Genomic DNA, 16351 nt, shown 5'->3' on the forward strand with positions numbered 1-16351 from the left:
GACGTGATGCGTTGCTGAGCCGGGGCCTACACTTTCGCCGCGGTTCGCATGGGTCCCGGCTCGGCGGAGCAGCGCTGGCGCTGCACCGCGTCCCGGACACGAGCCAACCTCAACTGATCGTAGCACCGCCGTCGATCACGATGGTCTGCCCGGTCATGAAGTCGCCGGCCTTCGATCCCATCAGCACCGCAGCGCCCGCGATCTCGTCCGGCACGCCGATGCGCAAGAGCGGCGAGCGCGCGGTGGAAGCCTTCAGCGTCTCCGGATTGTCCCACAGCGCTTTCGCAAAATCGGTCTTGATCAGGCCGGGCGCGATGCAATTCACGCGGATATTGTGCTTACCGTATTCGCAAGCGAGATTGCGCGCGAGCTGCATGTCGGCAGCCTTCGAGATCGCGTAGGCGCCGAGCACGGTCGAACCCTTCAACCCGCCAATCGAGGAGACGATGATGATCGAGCCGTCCTTGCGCTCGATCATCTGCGGCACCACCATGTTGATCAGCCAGTTGTTGGCGACGATGTTGTTGTCCAGGATCTTGCGGAACTGTTCGTCGGAGATGCCGCCGAGCGGGCCGTAATAGGGATTGGACGCAGCGTTGCAGACCAGCACGTCGATCTTGCCGAAGGCGCGATTGGACTCGTCGACGAGGTTTTGCAGGTTTTCCTTGCTGGAAATGTTCGCGGCGATCGCGACCGCCGTCCCCTTGCCGAACTTGTCGTTGATTTCCTTGGTGACCTGGTCGCAGACATCCTGCTTGCGCGAGGAGATCACGACCTTCGCGCCGTGCTCGGCCATCCGCTCGGCGATGGCGCGGCCGATGCCGCGCGTCGAGCCGGTGATGACGGCGACTTTCCCGGTCATATCGAACAAGCTCATGTCTCTCTCCCGATGTTGATCCAGCGCGATGCCGGTTTCGTCTTGAATTCGAACTAAGCAGCCTTTGCGGTCTTCGACAATCTGAGGCTCACGCGAGTTTGGTCGACGGCGGCTCGATCTCCGGCCCGGCTGGCTGATGCATCGCGTTGTGCGAGGCATCCGCGATCCACGGCTGCTGGTTGATCATCTGCAGCCGCCAGCCGCTGTGGCCTTCGCTCGCGAGATGGTCGAGCCGCGTCACCGAGCAATTATCGATGTCGAAGACCAGGCCTTTTTCGGGCAGGCCGCCGAGCGCAAGGGCGACGGCGGCCCTGATCGTGCCGCCATGCGCCGCAACGATCACGTCCTTACCCGCTTGTTCGAGATTGATGCGCTCGATTGCGGCGCAGACGCGATTGTAGAGGTCCAGGAAACTCTCGCCGCCGGGCGCAGGCTCGTCGACGGCACCAAACCAATGGCTGCCGATCGGCCGGCTTGCGAGGAACGCCGCGCGGTTCATGCCCTGCCACTCGCCGAGATGCTGCTCGGCGAACTCGTGCACGTGCGGCATCTCCATCGGCTTGGGAAAGCCGGCTTCCCAGATCGCATGTGCGGTCTGATGCGTGCGCTTCAGATTGCTCGCATACCAGACTGCGTTGCGCGGCAGGATTTTTCCGACCGCCTCGAACACGATGCGATCGCTGCAGTCGCAGCCGAGATCCTCCTGCCCGTAAATGCAGCCGTTATCTTCGCGAACCGGCGCGTGGCGTACCCACCACCAGCGCGTGACAACCAGTCGCGGTTTGTCTGCATTGGACATCGCCAATACCCTTCAATACTGTTCGCTGTCGCTGTACGTCAGAGCACGCATCGCCTCAAGCACTCTGACGTTTGAAATCTTGTTTGAATTCCGCGAGGCGGCAGACGCCGGCGCGCATAACACCGTAAGGGAGAAGCTCATGGGCCGCCTCGAAGGCAAATCCGTCGTCATCACAGGCGCTGGCAGCGGGATTGGGCGCGCGGCGTCGCTGCTGTTCTCTAGGGAGGGCGCGAAGCTCGTCATCGTCGACCGCGCTGAGGGCGTGAAGGAGACCGCCAAGCTTGTCAGCGATGCCGGCGGCACCGTCGAGGCTGTCATGGCCGATGCCGGTTCGGAAGCCGATGTGAAGGCCTTCATCGACAAGGCGGTTTCGAAATACGGCCGGCTCGATGCGATCTGGGCCAACGCCGGCGTCAGCGGCGGGCTGGTGCCGCTCGCCGAGCAGACCGTCGAACACTGGCAGGAAGTTTTGCGCATCAATCTGATCGGGCCATTTCTCGCGATCAAGCATTCGATGCCGCACATGATCCGGCAGCAGTCCGGCTCGATCGTCTGCACCGCCTCCGTTGCAGGGCTTAAGGCCGGCGCCAGCGGTCATCCCTATGGCGCGAGCAAGGCCGGCGTCATCAGCCTGGTGCAGACCACCGCCTACTCGCTGTCCGGCACCGGCGTGCGGATCAACGCGATCTGCCCCGGCCTGATCGAGACCGGCATGACCAAGCCCGTATTCGACCGCGCCAAGGAGCGCGGCACCTCCGACAAGATCGGCCAGCTCAACCCCTTGAAGCGCGCCGGTCAGCCACACGAACTCGCGGCGATGGGCCTGTTCCTTGCCAGCGACGAGGCGTCCTACGTCAACGGCCAGGCGATCCCGGTCGACGGCGGCCTCACCGCGTCGATGCCGTATACGGGCAAGCCGATCTGATTTCCGTTGCGTCATGCTCACAACCCATCCGGCGGCAGGCCCGATGACTCCGCCGCCAGCGCGCGGTGGCGGATGCGCTCGCGGTAGAAGGCGTAGAGGCCTGACAACACGATGATCGAGGCGCCCAGCACCATCATTGCGTCGGGCACGTCGCCGAACGCCAGATAGCCGACCAGCATCGCCCACAGCAGCGCGGAGTAGCGGAACGGCGCCACCGCCGAGATGTCGCCCGAGCGCAGCGCCGAGATGATGCATTGATAGCCGATCAGGAGCAGCACTGCGGCCAGCGCCTGCAAGCCAAGGGCGCTCGCGGATGGCGGCGTCCAGCCGCCGAGCGGAACGAGGATGGCCCCGCCGGCCGCCGTGACGGTCACGGTTGTCAACAAGGTAATGAACAGCGAGGGAATCTTCGCCGGGATTTTCCGCGTTGCGAGGTCGCGCAGCGCGCAGAACGCCACCGACACCAGCGCGAACAGCGAGTACTCGCTGAAGCCGGCAAACCCCGGCCGCACGATGATGAGCACGCCGACGAAGCCTGCGACGATCGCCGACCAGCGCCGCCAGCCGACCGGCTCGCCGAAGATGACAGCGGCGCCGAGCGTGATCGCAAGCGGCAGCGCCTGGAAGATCGCCGAGGTGTTGGCGAGCGGCAGATGCACGAGCGCCGCCATGAACGAGATCGTGCCGCCGATCTCGCCTAACACCCTGAGCGCCACCGGCTTAAGCATCAGCGTGCGCAGCGGACGCAGCGCGCCCTGATAGTACGCGAACACCGCGACCAGCAGAATCGCGAACAGCCCGCGCACCAGCATCACCTGGCCGAAGTTCATTTCCGACGACACCGCCTTGGTGATGGAGTCGTTCATCGTGAACGCCGCCATGGATACCGCCATGAGCAGGCTGCCGCGGATATTCGGTGTGAGTGCCAACTGGATTCCCTCATGGTGAGGAGCGCGGAACGCGCGTCTCGAACCATGAGGCCCCATCTGTGGCCTACATCCTTCGAGACGCCCGCTTCTCGCGGGCTCCTCAGGATGAGGGTTTTTGAATAGCTATGACGCAGTAGGATTACGTCGCGCCGGCCTTCTGAGCGTATTCCCAGGAGGACTTCGACAGCGGCACGGTGCGCGCCGCCGACTCCAGCGCCTTGGCGTTGGCCGCGGTGCCGTCGCGGATCCGGCCGGCGATACCCTGCGTGATGCCGGCGAGGCGGAACATGTTGTAGGCGAAGTACCAGTTGAGATCGGGCACTTCCATGCCGGTGACGTCGCAGTAGATCTGCGCGGCCTCCTCCAGGCTCGGAATATTCAGCGCCTTGAGATCGGCTTTTTCCAAGCCCGGCATGGTCCACTGCATCAACAGATAGGTGAAGTCGGCCATGGGATCGCCGAGCGTCGACAACTCCCAATCCAGCACCGCCTGCACCCGCGGTTCCGTCGCGTGGAAAATCATGTTGTCGAGGCGGTAGTCGCCGTGGACGATCGAGACGCGCTTCTGTTCAGGTACAGTTCGCGGCAGCCATTCGGCCACCTTTTCGAATTCCGGAATGTGCTGGGTTTCCGAGGCGCGATACTGCTTGGTCCAGCGGTCGATCTGGCGCGCGAAATAATTGCCCGGCTTGCCGAAATCACCAAGCCCGATCGCTTCCGGATTGAAGACGTGGAGGTTCGCCAGCGTCTCGATCTTGCTGGTGAAGATTTTGCGTCGGTTGTCCGGCGTCTGGCTTGGCAGCGTCGGGTCCCAAAACACCCGGCCGTCTTCCATTGACATGATGTAGAAGGCGGCTCCGATCACGGCATCATCGGTACACAGCGCGTAGGCTTTTGCCACCGGAAAGCCCTGCTTGCCGAGCGCTGCAATGACGCGGAACTCGCGGTCGACCGCATGCGCCGACGGCAGTAATTTGCCGAACGGTTTTCGGCGCATCACGTAGGATCGGGCCGGCGTTTCGAGCTTGTAGGTCGGGTTGGACTGGCCGCCCTTGAACTGCAGGACCTTTAGCGGCCCCTGGTAGCCCTCGACATGCTCGCGCATCCAGCCATCGAGGCTCGCCTCGTTGATGCGATGGCGCTCCTCGACTTCCTTGGTGCCCGAGAACTCTTCGTCTTTCCTGACGCCGTCCGCCACGATGACGCTCCCCTAAGTTTTCTTATCCGTCGTTCCGGGATGGTCCGAAGGACCAGACCCGGAACCTCGAGATTCCGGGTTCGCGCTTCGCGCGCCCCGGAATGACGGCTGAGAGAGCGCTGCGTTCGCTCCCACTTTTTAGTTAGTTCGTAGCGTTTGCATACTTCCGAAGTTCAAGTCTGGCAATGGCGCGGTTATGCACCTCGTCCGGACCGTCCGCCAGCCGCAGCGTGCGCACATGCGCGTAGTCCACCGCCAGTCCGGCGTCATCGGAGACGCCGCCGCCGCCAAACGCCTGGATCGCGTTGTCGATGATCTTCAACGCCATGTTCGGCGCCGCCACCTTGATCATGGCGATCTCGAGTTGCGCGGTCTTGTTGCCGACCTTGTCCATCATGTCGGCAGCCTTGAGGCACAGCAAGCGGTTCATCTCGATGTCGATGCGGGCTTCCGCGATGCGCTGCTCCCAGACCGAATGCTCGATGATCTTCTTGCCGAACGCGGTGCGCGACGACAGCCGGCGCACCATCTTCTCCAGCGCCTCCTCGGCCTTGCCGATGGTGCGCATGCAGTGATGGATACGGCCCGGACCGAGACGGCCCTGCGCGATCTCAAAGCCCCTGCCCTCGCCGAGCAGGATGTTCTCCTTGGGAACACGGACGTTCTCCAGTAGCACCTGGGCGTGGCCGTGCGGCGCGTCGTCGAAGCCGAACACCGGCAGCATTTTTTCCACTTTGATGCCGGGCGTGTCGAGCGGAACGATAATCTGCGACTGCTGCTGGTGACGCGCCGCGTTCGGATCGGTCTTGCCCATCAGGATCGCAACTTTGCAGCGGGGATCGCCGACGCCCGACGACCACCATTTGCGGCCGTTGACGACATAATGATCGCCATCCTTCTCGATCCGGGTTTCGATGTTGGTGGCGTCCGAGGATGCCACCGCAGGCTCGGTCATCAGGAAGGCGGAGCGGATTTCGCCGTCCATCAGGGGACGCAGCCATTTGCGCTTCTGCTCCTTGGTGGCATAGCGCATGAACACTTCCATGTTGCCGGTATCGGGCGCGGAGCAATTGAAGACTTCGGAGGCCCAACTGATGCGGCCCATCTCCTCGGAGAGCGGCGCGTATTCCAGATTGGTCAATCCTGCGCCACGGAATTCATCGTCCTCGTGCGAGGACGGCGGCATGAACATGTTCCAGAGGCCTTCAGCCCGCGCCTTCTTCTTCAGATCTTCCAGGATCGGAATCACCTTCCAGCGCTCACCCCGCGCGTCCTGCTGCTTGTAAACCGGCACCGCGGGACGGACATGCGTGTTCATGAACGCGCGGACGCGGTTCAGCCATTCCTTTTGCTTGTCTGACATATCGAAATTCATGGGACGCTCCTCGGCTCTCGGCTTCTAAATCGCGTTTGGCCGCACTGTCTGCCCGCCACTCACGGCCGGCAAGCCGTTTTGCGAACCTGACAGTCCGGTTGGCCGGAGATGCGACACGTTCGCAAACGTTGTTGACATTTCCGGCCCTTCAAACGATAGTTTCATACAACTGTTTGAATTGCAACTCCCCAAACGGGGGCCAGATATGTCGAGCGATCGGACCCGGTCTGCCATCCTTGCCGCCGCGGAAAAGCTTTACGCTGATCGCGGCTTCGGCGACGTGACGCTGCGCGACATCGTCGCGGAAGCCAACGTCAATCTCGCCGCGGTGAATTATCATTTCGGTTCCAAGGACGAGTTGATCGCGGAACTGTTCGTCACCCGCAGCCTCGCCACCAACCGCGAGCGGCTCAACGAGTTGAAGCTTGCGGAGGAAAAAGGCGGTGGCCGCGCGCCGATTGACGCCATCTTCTACGCGCTGGTCGGCCCTCCCCTGCGCGGCTGCCTCGGGCCCGACCGCGAAGGCTCGACCGCGGCGCGCTTCATGATCCGCGCCTCGATTGAATCGGTGCCGCCGATCCGCCGCATCAAGAACCGCGAGGTCGATCATCTGCGGAAATTCATCGCCGCGATGCGCCGCTCGCTGCCCGGCCGCGACGATGCCGAGCTCTATTGGGGACTGCATTTCGCGCTGGCAATGTCCCATCACACCATCAGGGAAAAAGAACGGCTGTCCAGATTGTCGGAAGGACAATGCGACCTCAACGACGTCGATGCCATCGTTGACCGCGTGGTTTCGGTCTCGGTGATGGCGCTGACGGCTGGCCAGACGCCGGCGAAGAAAACGTCCGTCCGTCCGGCGGCGCTGCATGGCAGGCTGACCCGGCAGGATTTGTGAACCGGTCGGCAACGGGCAGAATTCTTGCAACCCGGATGAACCAAGGGAGTCACGCGGCTCTCTCCGCGTCATTGCGAGCGCAGCGAAGCAATCCATTCTTTCTATGTGCCGGGACATGGATTGCTTCGCTGCGCTCGCAATGACGGTGGATACAGTTTCGCATTCTCGCGGCGTAATCCGTCCGAGGTTTGCATCTTCGTTCGCCCTCCTCTGAAATTAGAGGGCGCAGGGAAGACCGGGTGCGCGCCGCACCCGCGGTCTCGTGTGCAAAGTGCGCAGAAGAACACGCACACGAGCATACAGGTACAGCGGGAGCATCCCGGCCTTCCCTGCGCAATGGCTTTACGGCTTACTTCGTGCTCTCCCCGGAGAACGGCTCTTTTGCCTCCGTCGCCCCTGAGAAGCTTCGCTTCTTAAGGGCTTAGCGCCAGCACCGCGGCGCCCGAACCACACGACTTCGCCGTACGCTTCCTGCGCCTACGTCTTGCGCATTCCGCGTCCATCGCATCTCACCGCACGTTCGTGACGATGGCCAACGCCCCTCATCTGCCGTGAGACGGGCGGAGTTATGCCGGTGATTTGCCTGAGAAGTTAAGCGGAATATTTTTGATTCCTGGGCTTGACATGATTTCTGAAAATCAGAAGTGATTTGCCCGACGGGCGCAGAAGAAAAAAACAAGCGTTTCAATATCCGCGCCTGAATGCCTGCCATTCGCTACCTCAATTTCATGTCAGCCCGGCCTTGCGCATTCCCTCCAGGAAGCGCTCCATCAGTTCCGGCCTCTGATAAGGCACGCTCGATTTGATCCATTCGATCGAGAGTTGGGGTTGCTCGAGGCGCACGTCGGCGAGAGATTGTTTGGCCTCCTCTATTCTCCCCATCTGGGCCAGGCTCGCGCAACGCAGGCGTTGGGCGCCGTGAAAGCCCGGGCGCAGCCGCAATAGCTGCTCCGAGGTTTCGAAGGCTTCCGGATATCGGCCCGCGAGATAGTTGGCTACGGTAATGCCTCCGAGAAACATCGCGGTATCGGGATCCAACGGGCTAAGGCGGATGGCTTCGCTGCCGTGAGCAATCGCTTCGCAACACTGCCCCGAGAACGCCAGCCCATGACTGAGATAACAATGCGCTGCCGCCGAACTCGGATTGAGGTTGACGGCACGCCGGAATGCCGCGATCGATTGCTCGGTGCGCCGCTCCATCATCGACCAATAGCCGAGCGCTATCTGTGCCCACGGATCGCAATCATCGAGCGCAATCGCCCTAATGATGTGTGGACGGGCAGCCTGCAAACCCTGATCACGCTCGATCCAACCATTGTGCGCGGCAAACACCAGGCAGAAGCCAAGCAGGCTTCGGGCCGGGGCGTAATCCGGATAGGCTTCGGCGGCGCGATTGAGTGCTTCGATGGCGGCTTCGTTGTCCGACCGGGTCAGGCGCCAGACATGCGTTTGCGCGCGCGCCACCAACTCCCAGGCGCCGAGATCGCCTGACGAGCGCGAAAACGCGCGAACGCCCTCTGCTGCCAACAGGCGCGGCTGGATCGAGGCAACGACGCTGCTCGTGATCTCATCCTGTATCGCAAAGATGTCGCCCAGTTCGCGGTCGTATTGTTCCGCCCAGTGATGGCCGCCGGTGACCGCGTCAATCAGTTGCGCGCTGACACGCAGCCGCTGGCCGGCGCGGCGCACACTGCCTTCGAGCACATAGCGGACACCGAGTTGGCTCGCGACTTGCCTGACGTCGACGGCGCGGCCCTTGTAAACAAACGTCGAATTGCGCGCGATGACGAACAGCCAGCGGACGCGGGACAGGCCCGTGATCAAGTCCTCGGATATGCCGTCAGCGAAATAATCCTGGTCCGGATCGCCGCTCATATTGTCGAATGGCAGCACCGCAATGGAGGGACGATCGGGCAAAGGCAGCGCGCGGTGTTCATCGGCATCCATCGTCGCGGCGCGTGCGCTCGAAGAAAGCTCGTCGCCGTAGATAGCTGTTACCGGCGAAGCAAACAGATAACCTCGTTTTGAAACGGTTTCGATGATCGCCTGAGCGTCGTCTTGCAGGGCCTGCCGGATCTCCTTGATGCACTGAACCAACGAATTCGGCGTGACGTTGAGGTTCTGCCAGACGTTGTCGATCAATTCTGCTTTCGGAACGAGCCGGCCGGGATGCTGCGTGAGATACACCAGCACATCGAAAGACTTCGGCCGCAGCGGCACGTTGACGCCCTCGCGGCGCAAACATGCCGATCGACGGTCGACCAGGAACGGGCCAAATCGGTAGCTCTTGAATTCCGACATCTTTGTAATACGCGGCCTATCCGGCGTCCGCGGACAATCTAGCGCATTTCATCACAATTTCACTGGTTCTTCACGGCTGCCACGCTCCCGAATGTGGGACCTTCGGGCAAGCCCTCTTTCGGGGCGACACGCATGGAGAAGTTCCAATGAAGCCAACATCAGGGTTCTCACCGGCCATTCAGATCGGCAGCACCCTCGCGGTCGCACTGTTTGCCACCGCCGCCCGCGGCGACGTCATCATGGACTGGAACGCCAAGGCCGACGCGATCGCGGTCGAAAAGCAGATGGCAAATGCCCCGAATGCCCGCGGACAGGCAATGCTTCACGTTGCGATGTTCGAGGCGGTCAACGCCATCGACAGGCGCTATGCGTCTTACAAGCTCAACCTCCCCGCGGACCGCGCCGCGTCAAGGAAAGCCGCCGCGGCCGCTGCGGCGTATGACGTACTGCTGGCGCTCCATCCCGACAAGAAGGCCGATCTCGATGCTGCGCTTGCCGGCTCCCTCGCCGGGATGGCTGAGGACGAGGCGAAGTCGAAGGGCGTCGAGCTCGGCAAAAAGGCTGCCGCCGGGATCATCGCCTTGCGCGCCAATGACGGTAGCAATACACCGGAAGATTACCGGCCCGCCACCACAGCCGGCGTCTATGTGCCGACCACGATACCGATCGAGTCCAAGAGTTCGAAGATCAAGCCCTTCGTGATGGTTAGCGCGTCGCAATTTCGCGCCGGCCCACCTCCCGCGCTGACATCCGAAACCTGGACCAGGGATTTGAACGAAATCCGCGAGATCGGCAGCAATGCCAGCGCGAAGCGCTCGGCCGAGCAGACGGCGATCGCCCGCTTCTGGTTCTTCACGGGGCCCAGAACCTACAATGCGATTGTCCGCCAGGTCGCCTCGATCCGGAAGATGGACCTGGTCGATTGCGCCCGCCTGTATGCGCTGACATCGATGGCCGGCGCTGATGCCTTCATCGCCGTATTCGATGCGAAATATGCCTACAATCTCTGGCGTCCTGTGACAGCCATCCGCAACGCCGACCTCACGTCCAATTCCGCGACCCCGCGCGAGGCATCCTGGCAGCCGTTGGGCGTGACGCCGATGCACCCGGAATATCCCTGCGCGCATTGCATCGTCGCCAGCGCCATCTCGACGGTGCTGCAGCATGTGGTGGGCAACGAAATCGGCGAGATCACGCTGACGAGCCCGACGGCTGCCGGCGCTACACGCAAGTGGACGCGGCTGCAGGACTATAGCGATGAGGTTTCCAGTGCGCGCATTTATGCCGGCTTTCACTACCGCTTCTCCACCGAAGCCGGCAAAGAAATGGGAAAGAAGATTGGTGACCTGACGTTTGGCACGCAGATGCTGGGCGCCGTGGCCGATGCCCAGCAGAAACGCTGATCGAGTAACACCGAGGCCGGCAGTTCAGTCGGCCTCGTTGTCTGGCGCAAATCGCCGAAGGTCGTAGGGCAGCAATTCGCAGGTCTTCAGGGAGCTGGAGAGCACCTGGACGGGAGCTACCGCCTACTCGGGTTTGAAGCCAGACGCCTTGATCACCGGCCCGCGCATGAGCTTCGAACTGACCGTCGGCCCGACCGACGTACTGCTGCGGCAGTTGCGCGACGTCGAAATTGTCATCAGCCGGCTGGCATCGATGGTCGGCAATGACGATCTCGCCGTCGAGACGCTGTTTCACGACGAGTTAGTCGTGCTCTGCAGCAAGCGCAGCAAATGGGCCAAGCGCCGCAACGTTGCCCTGGCCGACCTCATCCACGAGCCGTGGGTGTTTCGACCGCCTACGGGCTTTCTCACGGGAGTCATGCGCGGTGCCTTTGAAGATCAAGGCCTGGAATTTCCGCGCGCGACGGTCACCACGGCGTGCACCTATTCGCTGAGCGTGCTGGTCGGCAACGGCAATTTCCTCGGCATCCATCCCCGCGCGATGCTGACCGCACCGAACGAATACCCACAATTGACCGCCGTCGATGTGCGACTGCCGACCACGCGCGGGGCGATCGGCCTGATCGCACTGAAGGATCGGTCGCTCAGTCCGGTCGCAAAACTGTTCGCTCAGTCGGTCGCGCCCGTCGTGGAGGACATCCAGCCGAAGCGGATTGCGCGCGCGAAGCGGAGATAGTGCATCCGAACGACCGGGAACGCTCGGGCTGGCTTTGGGGTTGTCATATTCCAGCAAAGGAGATGCCGATGCCAATCCAGCCGACCATCGCCCGCATCTGGCGCGGCCGAACGCGGCCCGAAATTGCGGATGGCTATGAAGCCTATATCAAAGCCGAAGGAATTCCGCCGCTGGAGAAAACCGCCCTCGGCGTCCAGCTATTCCGGGAAGATCGCGAACACGAGAGCTGGTTCACGACCATCTCCTATTGGCCCGACTTCGAGTCGATGACCGCCTTCACCAAGGGCGAGCCGTCCAAGGTGCACCATCTCGACCGCGATCCTGAATTCTTGATCGAACTCCCCGAGTTCATCCAGATCCACCGTATCCTGGTCGACCGGCAGGGCCTGCGCTGAATCCCGCTTCTTTCGTGTCGCCGAATGAGAGCCGGCGCGGCCTTGCAGACTCGCGCCGGTTTCCGGATCAGACGATCTTCTTCTCCTTCAGCGCTTCCACCTTCGCCTCGTCGTAGCCGATCGTCGCCAGCACGTCCTTGGTATCAGCGCCGAGCAGCGGCGGGGCGCGATAGTCCTTCACCGGGGTGCCCGAGAAGGTGATCGCGTTGCGGATCAGCGACAGGTCGGGCTGCAGCGGATGGTTGACCTTGACCTGCATGCCGCGCGAGCGGACATGCGGATCGGAGAACACCTGCGAGAAATCGTTGATCGGACCCGAGGGGACGCCGGCCTTCTCCAGCTCCTCCAGCCAATAGGCCACCGGCTTCTTCAAAAACAGCCCGGCGAAGATCGCCATGATCTCCTTGCCGTGGACGACGCGGTCGTTGTTCTTGACAAAGCGCGGATCGCTCGCGAGTTCGGGCGCGCCGAGCACGGCGCAGGTGCGCTGGAACTGGCCATCATTGCCGACCACCAGCATCAATTCGCCATCGGTGCAGCGGAACACGCCGGCCGGCATGCCGCCATTGCCCCAGGTGCCGCGCCGCGGCGGGGTCTGGCCGTTGACGAGAAAGATCTGCGCGTAATGCGACAGCGCCGCGATCACGGTATCGAACAGGCAGACGTCGACATGCTGCCCCTCCCCGCCATTGACCTTGCGGTGATAGAGCGCGGCCAGAATGCCGATCGAGGCGTTCATGCCCGTCATGTAGTCGACGATCGAGGGGCCGACCTTCATCGGACCGGCGCCGGGCTCGCCGTCGATGTGGCCGGTGACGCTCATCAAGCCGCCCATTGCCTGCAGGATCGCGTCGTAACCGGCACGCGGCGCGTAAGGGCCGGTCTGGCCGAAGCCGGTCACCGAGCAATATATGATGCCGGGATTGATCGCCTTGATCGATTCGTAATCGAGCCTGTAGCGCTTGAGATCGCCGACCTTGTAATTCTCCATCATCACGTCGCAGCTCTTGGCGAGCTCGCGAATGATCTCCTGGCCCTCCGGGGCCGCGATATTGACGGTGAGGGATTTCTTATTGCGGTTGGCGCAGAGATAGAACGAGTTGTTGTTGTTCTGCTTGCCCTCTGGATCCCTGAGGTAAGGCGGGCCGAAGGCGCGCGCATCGTCGCCGCCGCCGGGACGTTCGATCTTGATCACCTCGGCGCCGAGATCGGCGAGCATCTGCGCCGACAGGGGACCAGCGAGCACCCGCGTCAGGTCGAGAATTTTGATGCCCGATAATGGCAGAGCCGACATGAACTTCCTCCGAAATTTTTAGCGTGGTGGCGCGGGAACGGGTCCGGCGCTTTGATGCTTGCCGATACACCATTTTGTGACGCTGAGCCCTGCATTGTCGGCATGACACCATCCGTTCACCGCCCGCTGATGCGCAATGCAGCCGGAGCGATCCAAGGCTGGAGTCCCTCGAAGGGAGCGCACGGCATCCAGGCGGCAACGGGGGACCTTGCCAAAAATAGAACGGCCCGCCGAGGCGGGCCGTTCCCATCATCAAACCTTGGTTTCCGCAATTACCTGTTCGCGCCGGCCTTGGCGCGGCTGGCGCGCCATTCCAGGAATTCGCGGTACAGGGGATCGCGCTCCTGCGGGGAAAACGCGGCGGCGGCTGGCGCGGCAACCGGCGCCGGCACGGCACCCGATGCTGCCGATACAGCCGCGCCCGGAGGCATGTTGCGGTCGAGCCATTCCTGCGCCGCCTTGAAGCGGGTCCAGCCGGACACCGTCGCCCGCGGCGCCATTTCCCTCCACTTCGGATGGAACGGCGGACGCTGCAACTGCGCGACCTTGTCGAACATCGTATCCACCAGCAGCGACAGGCGGCGGTAGCGATCGCTGTTCGGCGCCCAGTTATACGACGCCAGCACCGCCTCTGCCGCAACCGTCTCGACGTAGCCGCCATCCGGCACAAGGCCAGGGTAGTCCGTCGAAGAAAGCTTGGAAGGCAGATATTCTTCCTGCAGCGTCTTGGCGTAGTCGACCGGGACCAGATGCAGGTTGCGATCGTTGACCTGGTTCAGCCATTGCAACGGCTTGCCTTCGATCGCGACGATCGCGTCGACCTCACCCTTGCGCAGCATGTCCACCGCCAGTCGCGGCTCCTGGTAGATCAGATGCGGCCTGATCCCGAGCCGCTCGAACACGTTGATCGCGGTCACGAAGGTCGAGCTGTCGGGCAAATCGACCACCACGGTCTTGCCGTCGAGTTCCCGCATATTGGTGATCGTCCGCGGCGCGAGGACGTGCATTTCCTCGTTGAACATCTTGGCCACGTAGACGAACTGGTTGCGGATGTCCTTCGCGAAGTCCTTGCGGTCAAGATAGGCCAGCGTGTCCTTGCGCACGATGCCGGCGTCGACGCCCCGCAGCAGCAGAATGTCCGCCACCGCCTGCACCGATCCGCGGCCCATGACCGGCAGGATCCGCAGCGCCGTGCCGTTGTCGAGCACGGAGGCGAGATCGGCGCCCACCTGAGCATAGGTGGAGCCGAACGAGCCCGTCATCAGGCTCACGGTATTGGCGTTGAGCTGGTTGGCCAGATCGCGCTTGGTGGCGGTGCCGTACTTGAAGATCGTCTTGAACGAATCAGAGACGGCGCCCGGATCGATGCCGCTTCGCACCGGGCCGAAGTGCTGCCAATTGCCATTGGTAAAGCGCATCATCCGCATCTGCTCGATCGGCGCATGGTCGGATGGGCTGGTGTTGATCAGGATGCCCTGCACCATCATGGGAAGCTGGATACCCTTGATCGCGCGGGCCTGCTTCATGATGTTTTCGCGCGAGAGATCGTCGCCGCAGTTCTTGAGCACCTCGACGAGGGTCCTGCTGACGAGATAGCCGAGGACGGCCTGGCCGTTGGTCTTGCTCACGCTCGGGACATAACGCTGCATGAAGGCGCTCCACTCGCGGAACGCCACGTCACCGGCCGCCACCGCGTCTTCGCCCTCCAGCCTGTATGCCGCCGACAACAGGCCTTCCGCATTTTGCGGGCCCGCCGGCTGAATCACGGCCGAGTACGAATTGGCGATGGACGCCACGAAATGGTGCGGCCGCCAGCCGAGTTCGACGCTTCGCCGGATCGCCATGATGGCGAATTTAGGCGTGGTGAACTCAATGAAGACGTCGGCATTGGACGCCTTCAGCTTGGCCATCTGCGCATCGATATTGGTGTCGCTGACCTTGTAGGGAGCCTCGGCCACGATTGCGACCTTGCCGCCCAGGCCGTCCTTCAGGCCTTTCAGGTATTCCTTGCCCATGCCATCCTCCTGATAGAGGACGGCGATCCGGCTGCGGGGATGGTTCTCCAGGATGTACTGCGCAAAGATTTGCGCTTCAGCCGTGTAGGTCGGCAGGAAGCCCATGGTCCAGGGAAATTCGCGCGGCTGGTCCCAGGCTGCTGCGCCCGACAAGGCAAAAAGCTGCGGGACTTTCTTTGAGTTCAAATAGGGCTGGATCGCCGCGTTGGTGTTGGTGCCGATGGTCCCCAAGGTGAAGAGAACCTGGTCGTCCTCGACGAGCTTGCGGGTCATCTCCATGGTCTTGTTGGGATCATAGGCGTCGTCATAGGTGATCATATTGACCTTGCGGCCATTGATGCCACCCTCGGCGTTGACCTTGTCCAGATAGGCCGAGATGACCTTGGCGATGACGCCGTAGGCGGAAGCCGGACCGGTATAGGGAGCGGTGTTACCGATCCGGATTTCATTGCTGCCCGGGGGCGCCGCGTACGCCTGATCGCTCATCATCGAGCCGGCCATCGCGGCCAGCACCAGCGCCGCTGCCGCGTTGCGCCGAGGGATGATGTTGAACCGGCGCATGGCGTCGCGGGCCGAAGCCCAGGACAATTGTTCCATACGCCAGCGAGTGATGCCGATCGTAGCTCCCATTACAGTCCCCCTGTGAGCCCATACTCTGCAAAATAATAATCGCGTGATGCGAGCGGGCACCGTTTCAACCCTACTCGCCGACATTGTGTCTCAATCCGATTGATTTTGTGGCGAGTCCAGGCGTTCCGTAAGGCATGGTTACCGAGCGCGTATTTTCGCCCAAGAAATGCACGGAATTGCCGCTAACTCACCACACGCGCAATCAGCGCGTGTCCGTGTGCAGCCACAGATGCCTACGGCGCATCACACCTTGCGGACACGCTGTCACGGACAATTTTGATTAAATTTTGACCGACGGAGCAGCGCGCGGTTCGTCCGAACGCAAACCCTAGCGGGGCTGACCGGCTATCGCCTCGTTGCCGGCGAGCCGCACGACCCCGCGCCTGGTGGGCACGGGGAGCGTCGACCGCACTCTCCCCGACAGCTTCCTAGGAACCAGTGGGGCCCTCCCAAGTTCATAGGCTCGCGCTGCCGGCCACGTGCGGCAGCGCAGGCAATACGTGATCAACAATAAGGCGGTCAGCCGCGGGCCCTCCCGGTGGCAAGACCGGCCTGTGCTACACGAACGGAGAGATC

At 62.4% G+C, this 16351-nt stretch carries 13 protein-coding genes; 5 read left to right on the forward strand and 8 right to left on the reverse strand.

What is annotated here, in order from left to right; genetic code table 11:
• Positions 1–109: 109 nt before the first annotated feature.
• Together YUO_RS0121185 and YUO_RS0121190 are read right to left on the reverse strand one after the other, a co-directional pair.
• A complete protein-coding gene (locus tag YUO_RS0121185; RefSeq protein ID WP_028349077.1) occupies positions 110–877 on the reverse strand; it encodes an SDR family NAD(P)-dependent oxidoreductase in 768 nt (255 codons plus the stop codon).
• An 88-nt stretch (positions 878–965) separates the two neighbouring features.
• Entirely contained in the window at positions 966–1676 is a 711-nt protein-coding gene (locus YUO_RS0121190; protein WP_028349078.1) for a histidine phosphatase family protein, read from the reverse strand.
• A 139-nt stretch (positions 1677–1815) separates the two neighbouring features.
• On the opposite strand from YUO_RS0121190, the gene YUO_RS0121195 reads away from it, so the two are divergent.
• Complete coding sequence (locus YUO_RS0121195; RefSeq protein WP_028349079.1) at positions 1816–2601, forward strand: SDR family NAD(P)-dependent oxidoreductase; 786 nt, start codon at positions 1816–1818, stop codon at positions 2599–2601.
• A gap of 17 nt (positions 2602–2618) precedes the next feature.
• Here YUO_RS0121195 and YUO_RS0121200 read toward each other — a convergent pair whose 3' ends face one another.
• From YUO_RS0121200 to YUO_RS0121210, 3 genes are all read right to left on the reverse strand, one after another.
• Positions 2619–3530 carry a DMT family transporter gene (locus tag YUO_RS0121200; protein WP_028349080.1) on the reverse strand — a complete coding sequence of 304 codons (912 nt, stop codon included), beginning with the start codon at positions 3528–3530 and terminating at the stop codon, positions 2619–2621.
• Positions 3531–3669: 139 nt separating this feature from the next.
• Positions 3670–4728 (reverse strand): phosphotransferase family protein, encoded by a 1059-nt coding sequence (locus YUO_RS0121205; RefSeq protein ID WP_028349081.1) that lies wholly within the window; start codon positions 4726–4728, stop codon positions 3670–3672.
• 142 nt (positions 4729–4870) lie between these two features.
• Entirely contained in the window at positions 4871–6103 is a 1233-nt protein-coding gene (locus YUO_RS0121210) for an acyl-CoA dehydrogenase family protein (protein WP_028349082.1), read from the reverse strand.
• A 205-nt stretch (positions 6104–6308) separates the two neighbouring features.
• Here YUO_RS0121210 and YUO_RS0121215 point away from each other — a divergent pair, with 205 nt between their 5' ends.
• On the forward strand, positions 6309–7001 hold the full coding sequence (locus tag YUO_RS0121215) for a TetR/AcrR family transcriptional regulator (protein ID WP_028349083.1): 693 nt from the start codon (positions 6309–6311) through the stop codon (positions 6999–7001).
• Positions 7002–7727: 726 nt separating this feature from the next.
• Here YUO_RS0121215 and YUO_RS0121220 read toward each other — a convergent pair.
• Entirely contained in the window at positions 7728–9302 is a 1575-nt protein-coding gene (locus YUO_RS0121220; RefSeq protein ID WP_051379557.1) for a winged helix-turn-helix domain-containing tetratricopeptide repeat protein, read from the reverse strand.
• A 146-nt stretch (positions 9303–9448) separates the two neighbouring features.
• On the opposite strand from YUO_RS0121220, the gene YUO_RS0121225 reads away from it, so the two are divergent.
• The 3 genes from YUO_RS0121225 to YUO_RS0121235 all read left to right on the forward strand — a co-directional run bounded on the left by YUO_RS0121225 (position 9449) and on the right by YUO_RS0121235 (position 11836).
• Positions 9449–10705 carry a vanadium-dependent haloperoxidase gene (locus YUO_RS0121225; RefSeq protein WP_028349085.1) on the forward strand — a complete coding sequence of 419 codons (1257 nt, stop codon included), beginning with the start codon at positions 9449–9451 and terminating at the stop codon, positions 10703–10705.
• 166 nt (positions 10706–10871) lie between these two features.
• Positions 10872–11441: a LysR substrate-binding domain-containing protein gene (locus YUO_RS0121230; protein ID WP_156908707.1), complete on the forward strand. Its 570-nt coding sequence runs from the start codon at positions 10872–10874 to the stop codon at positions 11439–11441.
• 68 nt (positions 11442–11509) lie between these two features.
• Positions 11510–11836: an antibiotic biosynthesis monooxygenase family protein gene (locus YUO_RS0121235; protein ID WP_028349087.1), complete on the forward strand. Its 327-nt coding sequence runs from the start codon at positions 11510–11512 to the stop codon at positions 11834–11836.
• Between the two features lie 67 nt (positions 11837–11903).
• Here the strand turns inward: YUO_RS0121235 and YUO_RS0121240 are convergent, their stop codons facing one another.
• Positions 11904–13130, reverse strand: a complete 1227-nt coding sequence (locus YUO_RS0121240; protein ID WP_028349088.1) for a CaiB/BaiF CoA transferase family protein — start codon at positions 13128–13130, stop codon at positions 11904–11906.
• Between the two features lie 272 nt (positions 13131–13402).
• Positions 13403–15775: an ABC transporter substrate-binding protein gene (locus YUO_RS41305; RefSeq protein ID WP_083754657.1), complete on the reverse strand. Its 2373-nt coding sequence runs from the start codon at positions 15773–15775 to the stop codon at positions 13403–13405.
• Positions 15776–16351: the final 576 nt, after the last annotated feature.

This window comes from Bradyrhizobium murdochi (assembly GCF_000472965.1).
In the GTDB taxonomy this organism is placed as follows: domain Bacteria; phylum Pseudomonadota; class Alphaproteobacteria; order Rhizobiales; family Xanthobacteraceae; genus Bradyrhizobium; species Bradyrhizobium murdochi.

Excerpts from the sequence above, each read along its gene's own strand:
- YUO_RS0121195 (WP_028349079.1), top strand. The coding sequence starts at position 1,816 with ATGGGCCGCCTCGAAGGCAAATCCGTCGTCATCACAGGCGCTGGCAGC.
- YUO_RS0121225 (WP_028349085.1), top strand. The coding sequence starts at position 9,449 with ATGAAGCCAACATCAGGGTTCTCACCGGCCATTCAGATCGGCAGCACC.
- YUO_RS0121240 (WP_028349088.1), bottom strand. The coding sequence starts at position 13,130 with ATGTCGGCTCTGCCATTATCGGGCATCAAAATTCTCGACCTGACGCGG.
- YUO_RS0121235 (WP_028349087.1), top strand. The coding sequence starts at position 11,510 with ATGCCAATCCAGCCGACCATCGCCCGCATCTGGCGCGGCCGAACGCGG.
- YUO_RS0121210 (WP_028349082.1), bottom strand. The coding sequence starts at position 6,103 with ATGAATTTCGATATGTCAGACAAGCAAAAGGAATGGCTGAACCGCGTC.
- YUO_RS0121220 (WP_051379557.1), bottom strand. The coding sequence starts at position 9,302 with ATGTCGGAATTCAAGAGCTACCGATTTGGCCCGTTCCTGGTCGACCGT.
- YUO_RS0121190 (WP_028349078.1), bottom strand. The coding sequence starts at position 1,676 with ATGTCCAATGCAGACAAACCGCGACTGGTTGTCACGCGCTGGTGGTGG.
- YUO_RS41305 (WP_083754657.1), bottom strand. The coding sequence starts at position 15,775 with ATGGGAGCTACGATCGGCATCACTCGCTGGCGTATGGAACAATTGTCC.
- YUO_RS0121215 (WP_028349083.1), top strand. The coding sequence starts at position 6,309 with ATGTCGAGCGATCGGACCCGGTCTGCCATCCTTGCCGCCGCGGAAAAG.
- YUO_RS0121185 (WP_028349077.1), bottom strand. The coding sequence starts at position 877 with ATGAGCTTGTTCGATATGACCGGGAAAGTCGCCGTCATCACCGGCTCG.
- YUO_RS0121230 (WP_156908707.1), top strand. The coding sequence starts at position 10,872 with ATGAGCTTCGAACTGACCGTCGGCCCGACCGACGTACTGCTGCGGCAG.